The sequence below is a fragment of the Actinomadura sp. NPDC049382 genome (genome assembly GCF_040677125.1).
In the GTDB taxonomy this organism is placed as follows: domain Bacteria; phylum Actinomycetota; class Actinomycetes; order Streptosporangiales; family Streptosporangiaceae; genus Spirillospora; species Spirillospora geliboluensis.
In genome coordinates this window covers 17,393-32,953 of record NZ_JBFARO010000087.1, presented here as the reverse complement: position 1 = coordinate 32,953, position 15,561 = coordinate 17,393, and the positions used below count along the sequence as shown (strand labels likewise).

Annotated in this window: 13 protein-coding genes; 10 read left to right on the top strand and 3 right to left on the bottom strand. The window is 67.7% G+C overall.

Features of this window, described 5'->3' with window-relative positions; translation table 11 throughout:
- The 3 genes from AB0K34_RS33630 to AB0K34_RS33620 form a co-directional block, all read left to right on the top strand.
- The coding region (locus tag AB0K34_RS33630) for a hypothetical protein (RefSeq protein WP_179271930.1) at positions 1-291 on the top strand (291 nt) is incomplete at its 5' end.
- A 55-nt stretch (positions 292-346) separates the two neighbouring features.
- The gene (locus AB0K34_RS33625; RefSeq protein ID WP_138637403.1) at positions 347-694 is read left to right on the top strand and encodes a CU044_2847 family protein; all 348 of its coding nucleotides are present in this window, start codon (positions 347-349) and stop codon (positions 692-694) included.
- The gene (locus AB0K34_RS33620; RefSeq protein ID WP_364552998.1) at positions 661-3,573 is read left to right on the top strand and encodes a trypsin-like peptidase domain-containing protein; all 2,913 of its coding nucleotides are present in this window, start codon (positions 661-663) and stop codon (positions 3,571-3,573) included. Before AB0K34_RS33625 ends, AB0K34_RS33620 begins: the two co-directional genes overlap by 34 nt.
- Before the next feature lie 57 nt (positions 3,574-3,630).
- On the opposite strand, the gene AB0K34_RS33615 is transcribed toward AB0K34_RS33620, so the two are convergent.
- Both AB0K34_RS33615 and AB0K34_RS33610 read right to left on the bottom strand, forming a co-directional pair.
- Positions 3,631-4,452: a hypothetical protein gene (locus tag AB0K34_RS33615; RefSeq protein ID WP_205719304.1), complete on the bottom strand. Its 822-nt coding sequence runs from the start codon at positions 4,450-4,452 to the stop codon at positions 3,631-3,633.
- Between the two features lie 1,817 nt (positions 4,453-6,269).
- Entirely contained in the window at positions 6,270-7,034 is a 765-nt protein-coding gene (locus AB0K34_RS33610) for a hypothetical protein (RefSeq protein ID WP_364552997.1), read from the bottom strand.
- Positions 7,035-7,311: 277 nt separating this feature from the next.
- On the opposite strand from AB0K34_RS33610, the gene AB0K34_RS33605 reads away from it, so the two are divergent.
- From AB0K34_RS33605 to AB0K34_RS33590, 4 genes are all read left to right on the top strand, one after another.
- Positions 7,312-8,313, top strand: a complete 1,002-nt coding sequence (locus AB0K34_RS33605) for a helix-turn-helix transcriptional regulator (protein WP_364552995.1) — start codon at positions 7,312-7,314, stop codon at positions 8,311-8,313.
- 27 nt (positions 8,314-8,340) lie between these two features.
- Positions 8,341-10,149, top strand: a complete 1,809-nt coding sequence (locus AB0K34_RS33600; RefSeq protein ID WP_364552994.1) for a S9 family peptidase — start codon at positions 8,341-8,343, stop codon at positions 10,147-10,149.
- Between the two features lie 74 nt (positions 10,150-10,223).
- Complete coding sequence (locus tag AB0K34_RS33595) at positions 10,224-11,471, top strand: MFS transporter (RefSeq protein WP_364552992.1); 1,248 nt, start codon at positions 10,224-10,226, stop codon at positions 11,469-11,471.
- A 243-nt stretch (positions 11,472-11,714) separates the two neighbouring features.
- Entirely contained in the window at positions 11,715-12,278 is a 564-nt protein-coding gene (locus AB0K34_RS33590; protein WP_364552990.1) for a hypothetical protein, read from the top strand.
- Positions 12,279-12,439: 161 nt separating this feature from the next.
- Here AB0K34_RS33590 and AB0K34_RS33585 read toward each other — a convergent pair whose 3' ends face one another.
- The gene (locus tag AB0K34_RS33585) at positions 12,440-12,697 is read right to left on the bottom strand and encodes a hypothetical protein (RefSeq protein WP_364552988.1); all 258 of its coding nucleotides are present in this window, start codon (positions 12,695-12,697) and stop codon (positions 12,440-12,442) included.
- A gap of 281 nt (positions 12,698-12,978) precedes the next feature.
- Here AB0K34_RS33585 and AB0K34_RS33580 point away from each other — a divergent pair, with 281 nt between their 5' ends.
- The 3 genes from AB0K34_RS33580 (at position 12,979) to AB0K34_RS33570 (ending at position 15,552) form a co-directional block, all read left to right on the top strand.
- Positions 12,979-13,311, top strand: a complete 333-nt coding sequence (locus AB0K34_RS33580) for a hypothetical protein (protein WP_364552986.1) — start codon at positions 12,979-12,981, stop codon at positions 13,309-13,311.
- Between the two features lie 18 nt (positions 13,312-13,329).
- Positions 13,330-15,129 carry a hypothetical protein gene (locus AB0K34_RS33575; RefSeq protein WP_364552984.1) on the top strand — a complete coding sequence of 600 codons (1,800 nt, stop codon included), beginning with the start codon at positions 13,330-13,332 and terminating at the stop codon, positions 15,127-15,129.
- A gap of 129 nt (positions 15,130-15,258) precedes the next feature.
- Positions 15,259-15,552, top strand: a complete 294-nt coding sequence (locus tag AB0K34_RS33570) for a hypothetical protein (RefSeq protein WP_364552983.1) — start codon at positions 15,259-15,261, stop codon at positions 15,550-15,552.
- The last annotated feature ends 9 nt before the right edge of the window (positions 15,553-15,561 follow it).

The window sequence follows — 15,561 nt, the reverse complement described above, 5'->3', positions numbered from 1 at the left end:
TCAACGAACTCGCCGACGCCTACCCAGACCGCATCCAGTAAAGACAACCAGACCCACAACAAGATCATCTTTACACACTTCGAGTTACAGGCTCCGGCCGCCTGGCCGGTGGAGACCGACCTGATCAGGTGTGCGGTGGCGGCGAAATCGGGCCGTGCGTCGGCGCCGGAGGCGGATCGGCCGGTCGTGCGTACGCGCTTCGACGCCAGGTGTCAATTCTTGATCAGGAATTACAGCGAAAATCGCACGGTCGCCGGTGGCGAATCACATCTGAAGAGCACCGCGTGTTGAGGAGGCGGCCCCCATACTTGGAATGCCGCTGAGGTCGACGAAGGGATTGCCTGTGATGACGGTGGAAATCGAGCAGGAGACCGCTTTGGTGCCGTTGCAAGTGGACGGGGCCCTGATCTACATGTCGGTGCAGCAATCGGAAGCCTCAGGAGGGCAGGAGGAAGAGGAGATCGGCTGGCGGCCGCCCACCCTGGAGCAGGCACTGGACGGGCTGATGGGCGTGGCCCGCGCGATGGGCACTCGGTTGCAGCAGAGTGACGCCTCACGGGTGACCGTCGAGTTCGGCTGCGAGTTCCTGGTCGAGTCCGGGAAGCTCGTCACGGTGATCGGCAAGGCCTCCGGTAAGTCCTCGTTCAAGGTCGCGTTGGAGTGGACGACACCGACGCCGGCACCGACACTGTGATCTCGGACGAGGGCGACACCGGCGGATGGCAGGCGCTGCTGCGGCGCGCGGTCGTCATGCTGACGGTGCCCTCGGGTGATGGTCGTCCCGCCGCAGTGGGAACCGGCTTCTTTGTCGCACCCGGGCTGGTGGCCACGTGCGCCCATGTCCTGGCCGCGACGCCAGAGGCGCTCCCGGCGCGAGTACGGGGGCGCCTGGTGGCACTGGGAAGCGACCTGGATCTGCGGACCGATCCCGGCCGGTTCTTCCGGGATACGGCGACCGGGCTGGATCTGGCGCTGCTCACAGCCGACGGCGTCGACCGCGCGGTGACGACCTCGGCTCAGCTGCGGACACAGGATCTGCTGTGGACGTTCGGCCATCCGGCGGGGCAATTCCGGGCGGGGCAGCATGCGAGCTTCACCTATCAGGGCGACTCTCGCCGCAGCCCGGATGAGGCTCTCGAACTGCCACGGGTATACGGCGTTCCGGTCGGCCCCGGCTACAGCGGCAGCCCGGTGGTCAACACCCGTACCGGAGCCGTGTGCGGGATGCTGTCGACCTCCGACAAGGCGGGCAGCGCCCACCTGATCCCCATCACAGCGATCCTGGCGCGCTGCCCGGAGGCGGCATCGGCATCGCACGGGGAATGGCTGGCGGCGCTGACCGACGAGCAGCTCGCCGCAGGCGGGTGGGCCTTCCCCGGGCCGCGGCTGGTCGCGTACCTGACCGCCGCGGCGTCCCGAGCGAGCGATCACCCCTATCCAGGCGTTCTGGCCGACGTCCGGAGACCTCCGCTCTCGCGCGTCTACGTGCGCCAGCACGCTTCCGCGCGGGCGCGGGGAAAGCTCACCGCGGACGAGATCTTCGGTGGTGACCGTGACGTCGTACTGATGGGCGGTCCGGGCGCCGGCAAGACAAGCCTGCTGCACAGCGGTGTCTCGGGCATCGCCGAGCACTGGCTCGCCCTTCGGCGGACCGGGCGAAGCGACGTCCTGGAAGGCGGCGCCGACGTGCCGCTGAGAGTCCCGGCGACCGATCTCACCCGCTCCGCGCCGCTGGCGGACCAACTCGGCAGGGCGGTCCGAGCTGATCTCGGCGGGCGGTTACGGGAGAGCCTGCCGAAGGACATCTTCGCGCGCCCGCCGATGCCCGGTAAGCGCTGGCTTGTGCTCGTGGACGGCCTCGACGAGGTCCTCGCCCCCGAGCGGCGCCGGGACGTCATCGCCGGTATTCAGGAGAACCGGTCCGGACCGTACCGGTTCGTCGTCGCCTGCCGTCCGCTCCCCGAGGCGGAGCTGGCCGAGTTCCGGCGCACGGAGGGCGGCGTGGACACCTACGAGCTGCTCCCCTTCGACGCCGGGCAGTTGTACGAACTCGCCCTCGGCTGGTGCAAGGTCTTCGAGGCGCCCGATCCCGAACGGGCCGCACACGACCTGGTCGCGAAGACCGGCCGGATCCGGCCGTCCACGCTGGTTCACAACCCGCTGCTGGCGACCATGCTGTGCCAGCTGTACCTCAGCGCTCCCGAACGGCCCTTGCCGTCCGGGCGTTACGGCCTCTACCGGGACTTCATCGACCTGCTCCGTGAGCGCCAGTACGCATCCGGCCAGTCCGGCATCGTCGCCCAGGCGCACGCGGCGCTCGATCCGTACGGGGTCAGTTCCGAGGAGGCCCGCGAGTTGCCCCGCCGGATCTTCGAGGCCCTGCCCCGCCTGGCGAAGGTCCGGTGGACCGAACCCGACGACCGGCCGGCCGTCGCCCTCGTCGCGAACTGGATCGGGGACCTGCGTCCCGCCGCCATGCGCATGCTGGCCTGGGAGGAGCTGCTGCGCGCCTGCCTGCGCCGTACCGGCCTGCTCGCCGAACACGCCGGCGATGTGGTGTTCATGCACCAGACGCTCACCGAGTTCCTGGCCGCCCAGGCCATCTCCGCGGACCCCGAGTCAAGCCGGACGGAGCTCCGCAAACTGTTCGGCGGATTCAGGCGGCAGGGCTTCTACGAGTTCAGCGAGGGCAATCTGCTCTCAGGCGATCTCTTTCTGATCGCCGCATGGCATGCCGATCCGCAGCAAAGACCCCACCTGGAGCGGGTCCTGCGCCGTCTGGCAGCCAGGAAGGACCTCAACGCAGGGACCGCCATCGCCCGGATCACCGCCGATGGAATCCCGCTTGACGAAGAGATCATCAAGACGGCCATCAAGACCCTGGGCGCACACTTCGACGACCCCCACCTTCATGCGAGGGTCCGCCTGCGGGCCGGACAAGCGCTCGCAGATCTCGACGACCCGCGGGGTGTCCAGCAACTCCTCGCCATCGCCGCCAGGTCCTTCGGAATTGAGCCTTTCTGGGTCGAGGCCGCGCGAGCACTGGCCGTGCGCGGCCACGCACAGGGTGTGGGCCTGCTCAAGGAATTCGTCGAGGATACGGAGTTGTTCCTTTCGTGGCGGGTCGACGCCGCGTCCTTCCTCGCAGAGCTCGGCAACGCCGCCGGCATCGAGTTCCTGACCAGGACGTGCGATGACCCCGCGGCCCCGGGTCACGACCGCATCGAAGCGGCGTACGGCCTCACCGAGATGGGACACCCGCACGGTTGGGAGCGGCTGTCCGAGCTTGCGCGCGACCCCGCCAATGACCTCGAATGGCCGATCACCGTGATACGGGACATCGCCGCCATGCGGCTCCCCCGCCGCGTAGAGATTCTGGAGGCCCTGGCCGATCTTCCAGAGCGCCATCAGAGCCACTCACGCATCATCGCGGCCGAAGAGCTCGCCGAGTTGGGCGTCCCGAGCGGCATCGAAACGCTCGCGGCAATCGCCGCCGACCGCCGGTACAACCGGTATGTCCGCCGCACCGCCAAGCGGAAGCTCGCCCGTTTCCGCAAGGAGCAGCAGGGCTGAGAACCGGCGGCCCAGACCGGGCCACCCGCCGCCGTGCTCATGCCGGCGAGCAGAACGTCAATGCCCGCCGAAGCGAGATGACATGATCGGCCGCAGCCTCATCAACTCGACCCGGACGTCGCGCGGCTCGAGTCCACGCCCGGGTTCGACGTAATTCAGCGGGCTGGAGAGGCGAATCTTTGTCCTGACCTGGGTGGACATGGGTTGTGGTCGCCTGGAGGCGTTTCTCCAGGCGGTGGTGTTCGCGCTGGTCAGCGGGGCGTGGGCTGGAGGTCGATGATCTCCTTGGGCGGGTCGATGTGGAGCTGGGTCAGCAGGTCGCGCTGGGGTTTGGTGGGGGCGGTGACCTGCCGGAACGTTCCGGTGGGCCCGGTGAAGGTGCCGATGTGCAACCGGTTGAGCTCGCGGCGGATGGCCGGCCAGGTGGTGCCGGTAGTGGTCTTGATGATCCGGATGAGGAGCAGGGCGAGCCAGCAGAGGATGATGTGGGCGCGGATGCGTTCTTCGAGCCGGTGGTAGACGGGTTCGCAGATCGATGATCTGTCTCATGTCGCGCCAGCCTCGCTCGACCTCCAGGAGCTGCTTGTCACCCAGGGCGATGTCCTCGGCGCTCAAGTGCGGGTCGCTGCAGCGCAGCAGGTACTTGCCGTCCAGGTTCTCCTCGGCCTTGATCTTGGTGGTGTCGATGCGGAGCTTGCCGGTCGGGGTGGTGCGCAGATACCGGTTCAGGCCGGGCTTGGCGGTGATCTTTCCGCGCAGTTCGCCGCGCTTGTACTCGCTCAGGGCGTCGGTGCCGTCGATCAGCTCGGACAGCTGGGCGACCAGTTGCTCGCGGGTGTGCTTGTCATGCATCGCGGCCTCGGGGGTGTGGCAGATCACGAACCGTTCGGTGTCGGAGATCCGGACTTCCTTGATCCGCTCGGCATTAGCGCCTTTGGCGGGTAACAGTGCGAGATGGGCGCTACACTCACGCCGAGAACTTTCGTCCCGCCTGGTCTGTCGGCTTGAGAGAGCCCGCCTGCAGGCAGTGCTCGCCGATCTGGTCGACGCGCAGGTTCCGGCGTCAGCGCAGGTCGCGTAGCAGAGCTTGCAGCCGGTAGCGCAGCAGGCTGGCAAGATCGCGGGCCGAGCGGACGCGCTCGGCGAGGATGTCGACCAGGTCGCCGACGGACAGGTGCGCGGTGTCCCGGCAGGCCAGCGAGACCAGCCCTGCACTTGCCGATTACTCCGTCCGGTACAGGTCAGGCGAGGCCTCCTCCGAGCAAGCCACAAGATCGCCAACAACCGATGGCGGCTCGTTGTCGGCTCGGCGGTTCTGAAACGAATCAACATGCAGTGACATTGAATGGCAGGGAAATCGGGCGGAACACGGACGATTCGGCATACAATGACACTGCGCAACCCGTTCCGACACGACAATTTCGGACTTTTAATCCGAAGCGGGTGTCTTGCTGGGTGCGGCTGACTTTGAATCTACAACGTAAAGGAGATTTCCATGATGGATGAAAATGTGAGGCAATCGGAGGAGCGCGACTGATCCTCGTTGGAATCGGTCGAATAGCGTTAGAGAGACGCCGCTGTGGTTCGTGATCGAGACGAAGAGCGCCGCAGCCTGAGGGCTGTGCAGGCAGGCGCACTGGCTATCGAGGGCAATATGAGAGCTTCGTGGCGTTCGCTGATGATCTTCGACGGCGCGGACGGTACCGCGAGCCGGCCCGGGGCACGCGGGAGCGTACGGAGGGCCGGCTGCGGTGACGTCGGTGATGCTCGGGTCGGTTTGGGGAGCCGAGCCCAACGCAATGTGGGCACTGCGCCCAGACCGCCTCGGCTCTGACTGGTGTGCGCCGCTGAGAGAGCGGCAGGTCCAGTCCTGTTGGCCTCAGATGCCTGTGCTGCAGGCCTGTTGGGGTGGCTGACTGCCTCACCAGCGGCTTACTCGCCCTGAAGACCTGGAAAGACTTGATCACAGAGATGTGTGGCGAGGGTGCCGCCCTTGTGGGGGTGCTTGGGCGAGGCCGTGCGGATCCAGGACACGCCGACCTTGCTGGTGAGTGCCTCGCTGAGGGCGGCGCGGAGACGCTCGCCCGCACCCGGAGCGATGGACCTGCGGCTCCGCGCGTCCTTGGGGGTGGGGTAGAAGACCTCGACCCCCTGGTTGTCGCGCCGGGAGCTGTCCACTGGCTTGGTTTCCGCGCATTCCAGTGGACCGTCAAGGGATCGGCGGAAACTCGTTGAGGTCGCGGCGAGACCGTTGACGGTGTGCCTCTGTGGTCGGTGGCTTGCTCTCCTGGGATTGGTGCAGGGCAGTGCGTGCATGGAGTCCTCCGAGCGGGTCTCTTTGCTGACGGGCCACAATGAAACCCGTCCGACGCGCTCCGGGTCGTGAGCGAAACGTGCGGTGATGAGAACTGCTCAGCGGTGAGATGCCGCTGTCCGCGGCTGATGGTGCTGAATCGACGATGCGGCGGGGGAATCAGGCCTCGCTGCGAGTGGTTGGTGATTTCCGCTCATTGACCACGGACGCTCATCAGGCCGGTGAGGAGATCTGAGCGGCGCAGGGTTGCTCCTGTCCGCCTCCAGTTGCTTCCGATCCCGCCCTTCCGGAGGTAGGTCGTCGACGATGTGCGAGTCGGCCAGAGTGATGACCCTGGCCGACGCTCTCGTCTAGGGCTTGTGTGACACCGTGCCCACCGATCTCAAGTTGGGCGTCTGGTGGGGAGCCGTTCGATCGCTTTCTGTGGTGACGGCAGGGGGAGTGGGGTGCTGGGCACGGGGCGGGGGCCGGTCTCTTCGATCAGCTGGGTGGGGCCGTAGGGCCAGGGGCCGGATATGAGGGCGAGGAGGCTGGGGTCGGCCCAGTGGCGGAGCGTTGCGTGGACTACGTCAGCGTCCGGGCCAGGCGCCGTGAACCAGACGATGGCCGGGATTTCCTTGGTCGGATCGCTGGTGGCGCTGATCATTTTGGCCACCTCGGCTTCGGCTTCGAGGTGCTGAACTGCGTCCTCAAGGCTGTCCACAATGCGTAGGCGTGGAGAGTGCGCATTGATCAACGACTGGTCGAAGACGCCGGTGAAGAGACGGTCCAGGTCGGTTTTGGTCGCGATGACCTGGTCGACCTCGTTGTCGATAGTGAGGGCCTCGACGAAGACGGCGCGCAGGAGTGCGTCGGCGCCCGGCCCGATGAAGCCGACCCCATCGGGGTGTCCGAGCGAGCGGGCTAGGAGATCCGGTGGCGTGCTCGTTTGGTCTGGCGAGGGGGTCGGTCGGCTGGCGGGGGCGTCGCGGCCGCAGGTGCCGAAGATCGCGCGGGCGCGGGCGGCGATCACCCGCAGAGTTGGCCGGATCATGTGGCGACCGTTGTCGGTCGTTGCTGGGGCGATGTGCGGGCGGCGGAGCTGGGGTGCGCTGCGGGTGGTCAGCCGGTCGCAGTTGTTGCAGGTCGGGATGAAGATGCTCGTCATTGCGGCTCCCTGGTCGGTTCGGTGCCTGTTGGCTGGGCCCCGATGTAACCGGGAGGCGTCGCATGGGGCGGGTGAGCAAAACCCGCGCTGGACACAAGTGATCAACTTTGCAGGCTGTCGATGGGATGGCGGGGGAGCTGTCGGCTCGATTCCGTAGAGGGGTCTTGGCGAGTGCTGCGGGAGCTGATCACTTCTGCTCATTGAGGCGAAACACTCACCCGCTTGGTCATGTAACTCTTACGCCTCTGGTCGCTACTCTCTGTGTCCGGAGGTGGTGATGGTCGTTGAGGCCAAGGAAGCGGCCGTACGGCTGCTGAAGGGCATCGTTCCCGACGAACTGCTGGCCGCGTATACCGGGCTGCTGGGGCAGGGCGGGTGCCTTCAGGGTGAGGCGGCTGATCTGCTGGGCGGTGCCGAGCAGGTCGAAACGTTGATCGATGCGGGAATGGCGCACGTCCAGTCGTCCGGGCCGGCGCTGCCGCCGCGGCTCGCGCCCGTCCCACCGGACCTGGCCCTGCAGGGGACGCTCGCTGAGCTGACACGCAAGCTGGTGGCCGACCAGGAACGGCTCCTGGCGGGGCAGCGGCGGATGGCCGAGACGCATCCTTGGGCCAGCCCGATGGTGGACGAGTCGAGCGACCGGCTTGTGCGGATCATCACCGATCGTGAGGAGATCGGGAACGTGTCGCGTTCGCTGATCACGGCCGCGCGGCACGACTGGATGACGATGGACAACCAGTCCGTCGAGCGGCCGATGGATGAGCTGACCGCCGTTCCGCCCCCTCCGTCCTTCGAGGGCCACGTCAGATGCCGGGCCCTGTACGAGACGAGCTGCGCCGAACATCCCGTCGGCGTCAGGACGATCGAAATCGCCGTCGAAGCCGGCGAAGAGGCCCGCTTGCTGCCGAAGATCGGCATGAAGATGAAGCTGGCCGACGAGGCGATCGCCATGCTTCCGCTCACGCCCACCGGAATGTCGGGCGCCCTGCTCATCCGCTCGTCGGTCATCGTCGCGGCGCTGCGCGAGTACTTCGAGCTGCTGTGGGAGCGCGCGATTCCCTTCGGCGCCGCAAATCCTGAGAGCCCGCTCAAGCCGCGGGAGCAGTTGGTCTTGAGCATGCTCGCAGAGGGACTCACTGAGGCGAGCATCGCCAAGCGAGTCGGCGTGAGCGTCTCCACGGTGCGCCGGCACTCGGCCGCCATCCGGGAGAAGCTCGGCTTCGACCACCACCACTTCGCCGCCGGAGCTGCTGCTGTACGGCGCGGCTGGATCCCTTAACCCCCTGACCTCATCGGAGAGGCGTGCATGCCTGACTACCGGGACTTCGTCCCTCGGCAGAGTTTCCAGCCCACGCTCGCCCTGTCACCGGACGCCAAGACGGTGGCGTACTCCAGTAACGCCGGCGGACGGTTCGATGTGTGGATCATCTCCGTCACCGGCGGTGAGCCGCGCAGGCTCACCGATCTCGCCGATCAGGCCGTCCGGCAGATCGCCTGGGCACCGGACGGCAAGAGCCTGGTGTTCACCGCCGACCGCGAGGGCGACGAGCAGTACCGGCTGTATCGGATCGGGCTGGAGGACGACAGCCCGACCGAGATCAGTTCCGGCCCCGACTGCCAGCGGATATTGGCGACGGCCCCCTTCGACGCCGGCGGCCGGTATCTGGCCTACGCGGCCAACGACCGGGACGCGACCGTCCAGGACGTCCTCGTCCGCGACTTGGCCGACGACTCTGAGCGGCGCATCACCCCGCCGCCAGGGGTGGTGTTCGAGCCGACGGGCATCTCCCCGGACCGGCGATGGTTGCTCACCGCAGGATTCCGCTCCAACACCGAGGTCGCCGCCTACCTGATCGACTTGCAGGACTCCACCGCAGAGCCGAAATGCGTCACCGCGGCACACGGCGATGGGCTCTTTGAACCAGGACCGTGGATGGCCGATTCCTCCGGCTTCTACCTGCGTACGAACGTGTGGGGCGAGTATATCTCCGCCGCCCAGTACCGCCTGGACGACCAGTCCCTCGAACCCATCTCGACCCACGAGTGGGACGTCGAAGTCATCGAGGCCGCCGATGACACCCTGCTGTGGTCGGTCAACGTCGACGGACGCTCCCTTCTCCACGTCCGTCACGACGACACCGTCCAAACGCTGCCTGACGTCCCGGCCGGTGTCACCAGAGCACTCGCGCTCGCACCCGGCGCAGACCCGGTCGTCATGCTGCTCGACACCGCCACCCGTCCCACCGAGATCGCCGCCCTGGCCGCGGCGAACGGCTTCCGGTACCTCACCGATGTCCGCCCGCCGGCGCTTCACGCAGTCGAGCCCGTCGAGCCCGAATGGGTTATCTATCCCGCATCGGCCGGACGCAGCATCCATGCCCTGCTCTACCGACCGCCCACGCCCGGACCGCACCCGGTCCTGCTGTCCATCCACGGAGGACCCGAGGCCCAAGAACGTCCCACCTACCTGCGTTCAGGTCTCTACCAGCATCTACTCGACCAGGGCATCGCGGTCTTCGCCCCCAACATCGCCGGCTCCACCGGCTACGGATCCGCCCACCAAAAGCTCATCTACCGCAACTGGGGCGGCTGCGACCTCGATGACCTCGATCACGCCGCCCGCTACCTGCGCTCCACCCCTGGCATCGACGGCGACCGCATCGCCGTCATGGGCGGCTCGTACGGAGGCTTCGCCGCACTGTCCTGCCTGGCGCGCCTTCCCTATCCATGGGCCGCCGGCGTCTCCATGTGCGGCCCCACCAACCTGGTCACCCTGGCGCGAGCATGCCCACCGACCTGGAAGCACTTCGTCGCCGCCGTCCTCGGTGACCCCGACACCGACGCCGAGTACCTCACCCAACGCTCACCGATCACCTACGCCGACGCCATTACGGCCCCGCTGTTCGTCCTGCAAGGAGCCCGGGACCCGCGCGTCCCACGCGCCGAGTCCGACCAACTCGTCGCGCGTCTACGTGACCGGGGCGTCGACGTCCGCTACGACGTCTTCCCTGACGAAGGCCACGGCTTCACCAGCCGCAAGAACGAACTCCGCGCCTACGAACAGATCGCACAATTCTTGCGCGACCACCTACTTGCCCAGAGACATTCGGAGTAAGGGCATCCCCTGGTTACGGCAAGGAAAGAAAAAGGGTGTGCAACTCTCAGTGCACCGGACACTAGGTTGCGACGGTGCTCAAATTCCTCTCGCCCCTGAACCTCTTCAAGAACCCCGAGACCGCGCCGCTGTTCATCGCGCGACTGGTCTCCAGTGCGGGCGCCGGCTTCGGGCAACTCGCCCTGGCCTGGGGCGTGATGGACCTCGGCTACGGGCCAGGTGGCCTGTCGATCGTGTTGGCCTGCAACTCGGTCCCCGCCCTGCTGATCGTCCTGTGCGGCGTAGCCGGAGACCGCTTCCGACGCCACCATGTGCTGATAGCGGCAGAGATCATCACCAGTGTCGCCTGGCTGGCATTCGCGGTGTGCTTCTGGACGAGACAGGCCCCGCTACCACTTCTCTGCGCTCTCGCGACCTTGTCAGGCATCGCCACGGCGATGTTTCTGCCGACAATACGCGGCATCATCGCAGACCTCCTCGCAGGAAACGGCCGACTCGCAGGCAACGCTCTCATCAAACAAACTGACTCGATCGGCCTGCTGATCGGCCTCTCGGCATCAGGAATGGTCGTCAGCGTGGTCGGCCCCGGCTGGGCCGCCTCCACCCGCGGCCTTCTGTGCGCCGTCGGCGCGCTCGCCCTCTGCCGCCTGCGAACTCCCAACTGGCGAGCCGACAACCCGGACTTCCTGCGCGAGCTCTGCGCGGGCTTGCGCGAGTTCGCGGCCCATCGCTGGGTCTGGATCATGACGCTGCAGTACACCGCAGTGATCATCGCCATGGTCTGCTACACCGACATCGCCGGTCCGATCTACATGGACGACGGTCATGGCGGCGCGCGAGCATGGGGGATCGTCACCGCCTGCGAGTACGTGGGCGCACTCGCAGGCGCCTTCATCGGTACCCGGTGGAGGCCGTCCCGGTTGGTCCTGGCCGCAGCGGCCCTGCCGGCCGCCGGGGCGATCCCGATGTTCCTCATGGGAGTTCAGGCGCCCTGGGTTGTCCTTGCGGCGGCGACCCTCATCCCAGGCGCCTGCACCGCGATCTATTACGTGCTCTGGACAACTGCCCTGCAGAACACCTTCGCCCCCGAAGTGCTGGTGCGCGTAAACAGTTGGAACATCATCGCCAGCTATGTGCTGATGCCAGTGACTGTCCTGACCGCCGGCCCTCTGGTCAAAGCCGTTGGCCCCCAGGCCACCGTCCTCGGCGCGGGCGCCCTCACCGTCCTCGCTGTGACTTGCTCGCTTTTCATCCTCCGGACCGTTGCGGGCAGCCCGCTGACCACGTCGAAGGCAGCCGAGGACGTCCCGGTGCCGTCATGACGAACCGCAGCAGGCGAATCGCCATCGCCCGGACGCTCTCCGCTGGCGGTCGCGGCGGCGATGCCGCGGCGGCGATGCCGCGGCGAGCCAGAAGCTCTGACACGCCGCCGATGAAGCTGGCGGTTGTTGCTTTTAGTTGACAGAGTGAGGTGTGGGCAGCTTCGAAGCCCCTGTGCAGTCAGTGCCGTCAACGAGAGGAGTGATTCATGGCCGAACTCATTGCGACATTGGAGATCACCTCGCGTGAACGATCACGAGACCCGTACCGACGAGGACATCGAGCGGCTCGCCGGCGAACTGCATGAGCGCGTCCGATCCCTCAACCATCTGACGCAAGGCCCGCCGGGACTCTCCGAGCCAGCAGCCGCGTACACGGTGCTCGGGAACCTGGCCCAGACGTCCTTCCGGATGGCGCAGACGGCCGAGCAGATCGACGTGTTCCTGACGGGGGAACTGGACGCCGGACGGCTCGGCCACGACAAGGGCGACGACCTCGTCCCCGCCGTGACGGCGGCGCACAACGCACTGGCGCGTGCCGCCGAGCAGGCTGCCGACCTCGGTGACGGCTTCCGGCGAGCGGCAAGCGCGCTCGCGCCCATCCACGCCCTGGACGCCGACCAGGAGCCGTCCAGCGACCGCCGCGCCACCGTCGCTCCGAAGGAACAGGAGGTCGACCAGATACGGCCCGCAAATGAGGACTTCCCCAGCCCGATCAGTGGAGTCCTCCCGAGCTCGAACCCTGTCGACGACCTTCCACCGGAGCTTCGCTCACCACCGCAGCCGCCGCACCCGCGGCGCGGCCGATAGGCCGAGGTCAGCGCGCGGCAAAGGCAGTAGATCTCGCCTCCAGCGCGAAACGACATCATCATTCCCTTCCCCGGCGTGGATGAGCTGTCCAAGGGCGATGTAGCTGGCGGCTTGGGGCTCGCCCAGCCGGGGGCGGGGAGCCAGCGCAGACCGAACTGGTTTCACTGCCCCTCAGCAGCCTCTTCCATATCGTCGGGAGTCAGGCGTGCGCGCGCGGCGGCGAGCCGGTCGGTGTAGTCCGGCGCGAAGATCCATGGCAGCTCCTTGTCGAGTGTGCCGGCGATCTTGTGTAACGGGCCCCAGACCGCCGGATCGTCGACCATGCGGCTGAGATCGGTCATCTGCACGCGCTCCAGCCAGTCCGACAGCACCAGAGCCTCGTCGGCTGTGAGCTTGATGATGCACTCGTCCCGCTCCATGACCACAACCTAGCTTCGCCCGCTCGGGGGAGCGGGACGAGCGCGGCGCCGGCACGTGGCACCGAGGGAGGCGGGCCGCCGGGGCCCGGCTGGCGCGGAGCAAGAAATGGAAATCGTGCACATAGCGCGGCTGGACCGGGCGCGGTCCAGGTCGGCGGGGATCGAGCGCGATCCTGGAGGCAGAGGAGGTGGCGGTAGTCGACGAAGACAAGCCACAGCAAGTAGTGAGGTCGGCGCGGGTGAATCGGCGGGCGCATCGGACGCCGAGGCGCAGGCGGTCGGTGAGGTTCTCGCTGTCGGACGAGGAGCACGCGCTGGTCGCCTCGGCGGCGTTTGGGGACCGGCTGGCGGTCGGGGCGTATGCGGCGCAGGCCGTGCTCGCTGCGGCTCGCGGCAGCGTCCAGCCGCAGCACGCGTTGCTGCGGGAGACTCTGGAGACGGTGATGCACGCTGTGAGGCACGCTCAGCGGATCGGGGTGAACCTGAACCAGGCGGTCGCCGCGTTGCATTCGGGTGAGCCACCACCGCAGTTACGGTGGTACGCCGAGTCGGCGGCGCGAACCGTCGAGAAGCTGGATGACCTCGCTGACGAACTCCGGCGGCGGCTTCCTTAGCGTGAGCAGCGGCGCGCATTGATCGGGAAGGTGGTGCGGGGCGGCCGGGTGCAGGGCCTGGTTCGCTACCTGTACGGGCCTGGACGCTGTGAGGAGCACCGCGATCCGCACATCGTGGCGGGGTTTCGGACTCCGGCCGAGTTGGAGCCGGCGTTGCGTGCGGACGGCCGCCGGGACTTTCGCCGCCTGGACGGTCTGCTCACGCAGCCGCTGGCTCTGCTGGGGGAGCGGAACTACCGCAAGCCGGTGTGGCATGTGTCAGTGCGTGCGGCGCCGGAGGACCCGATCCTTGGCGATCACCAGTGGGCCGAGGTCGCGCAGGAGGTCATGTCGCGGACGGGCCTGGCGAGCGGAGAGGACGGAGAGGGCGTCCGGTGGGTCGCGGTTCGCCACGCCGATGACCACATCCACATCGTGGCCACGCTGGCGCGCGAGGACGGGATGCGGCCGGAGGTGTGGAACGACGGGTACCGGATCAGGGACGCGTGCCGGGAGGTGGAGCGGCGGTTCGGGCTGAGGCGGACGGCTCCGGCGGACCGGACGGCGGCGCGGCGCGCCAAGCGCGGCGAGACCGAGAAGGCCGTGCGGGTCGGGCGTGATGAGTCGGCTCGCGCCATGCTGAGGCGGCATGTCACCGTGGCTGCGGCGGGGGCGCGGACGGAGGCCGAGTTCTTCGCGGCTTTACGGGCTGAGGGCGTCCTGGTCCGCGAGCGCTACAGCACCCAGACCCCGGGCCAGATCACGGGTTACGCCGTCGCGCTGGCCGATGACTGCGACTCGTCCGGACGGCCGGTGTGGTTCGGCGGCGGGAAACTGGCCGCGGACCTGACGCTGCCCAGATTGCGGCGCCGATGGACTTCGGACGGCGCCGCTCGTCCGGGGTCTCGTCCGCTGTCCGGACGGCACATGTCGCCGCGGACGGCCCGGGCGGTATTGCGGGCGGCCGTTCGCCGCGCGGCGGACGGCACCCGGACGGCCACCGAGTTCCTCAACCGCCTGGAACAGGACGGGCTGCTGGTCCGGCCGCGCTACAGCAAGACCGACCCAGACGAGATCACCGGCTATGCCGTCGCGCTGCCCGATCAGGGCGAACTCCTCTGGTGCAGCGGAGGCCAACTCGCCGACGATCTCACTCTGCCGCGCCTGCGACACCGCTGGGCCGGTTTGGCGGGGGACGGGATCCGACCAGAAGACGACTTGACGCATGAGGAACGTCGGGCCGTCTACGACGACGCGGCACGAGCCGCCGCCTACGCCACGTCCCAGATCCGCCGGTACCTGGCAACTGACCCCTATGCTGCCGAGGACGCGTGCTGGGCGGCGTCGGATGCACTTCACGCGGCCGCCAAGGCCACCGGCAATCAACACCTACGCCGGGCGGCCGACGCCTACGACCGTGCGGCCCGCGCCCCGTACGGCCGCATCCCGCGTCCCACCTCAGCGGGGAACGCGTTGCGTACGACGGCGCGGCTGCTGACCCTGGCCGGTGTCCAGGACCGCACCACTGTCTCCGTCCTCCTGCTGGTCAGCCGCCTGCTGAGCTTGTTGGAGACGATCGCGCAGATCCGCCTGCTCCAGCAGCGCCAGGCGCAGGCCGATGCCGCACGCCGCGCGCGTCAGCACCTTGAGGACGCGCGGGCCGCCGAACGTGGGGATCACGGGCCTCCCCGGCAGGAACAGCCGATGCCGTCACAGGTTCGTCTGGCCATGGCCGGATTCCCAGGCCCGTGGGCTCCTGCCCCGGGTGCGGTGAATCCGACGAGCCCCTCCCGCAACGAAGGGCCTCCCTTTACGACCCGTCGCCGCACTATGAGGTGACGTTCTTAGGCAACAACACGCCGCGTTGCACTCTGTAGTTGACCGACCTCTCGGTGTGATGCATCTTCCTGATCAAAGACTTTAGTTGATGGACGTGCCGGTCCATCGGCTGACGACACCGGGGGAGCGATGACCGCGCAGGGGACCACCACACAGACCGAGCTAGCGGAGCGGCGAGCCCGCCTCCTCCGGCTCCACTACGAGCTGCGGCGCATCGGTGTCAGCGTTCGAGCCCGCAAACCGCGCAACGGACGCTGGCGCCTGCACATCCGCCACAACGGCTGGTCCGAAACCGTTCTGTGCGCCGGGGCCGACGGTGTCTACGCCTATGTCACCGCCCATGGCCGGCTGCTCGGCACCACGGACGAGCCCCGGTACGTCGCCCGGCTGCTGTTCTGGATGGCGGAGAGGCGCACCCGGTGACCAGCTCCG

What these genes read in the sequence shown, in the direction of transcription:
- AB0K34_RS33625 (WP_138637403.1), top strand. Translation starts at nt 347, where the DNA reads ATGACGGTGGAAATCGAGCAGGAGACCGCTTTGGTGCCGTTGCAAGTG.
- AB0K34_RS33610 (WP_364552997.1), bottom strand. Translation starts at nt 7,034, where the DNA reads ATGACGAGCATCTTCATCCCGACCTGCAACAACTGCGACCGGCTGACC.
- AB0K34_RS33605 (WP_364552995.1), top strand. Translation starts at nt 7,312, where the DNA reads ATGGTCGTTGAGGCCAAGGAAGCGGCCGTACGGCTGCTGAAGGGCATC.
- AB0K34_RS33600 (WP_364552994.1), top strand. Translation starts at nt 8,341, where the DNA reads ATGCCTGACTACCGGGACTTCGTCCCTCGGCAGAGTTTCCAGCCCACG.
- AB0K34_RS33585 (WP_364552988.1), bottom strand. Translation starts at nt 12,697, where the DNA reads ATGGAGCGGGACGAGTGCATCATCAAGCTCACAGCCGACGAGGCTCTG.
- AB0K34_RS33570 (WP_364552983.1), top strand. Translation starts at nt 15,259, where the DNA reads ATGACCGCGCAGGGGACCACCACACAGACCGAGCTAGCGGAGCGGCGA.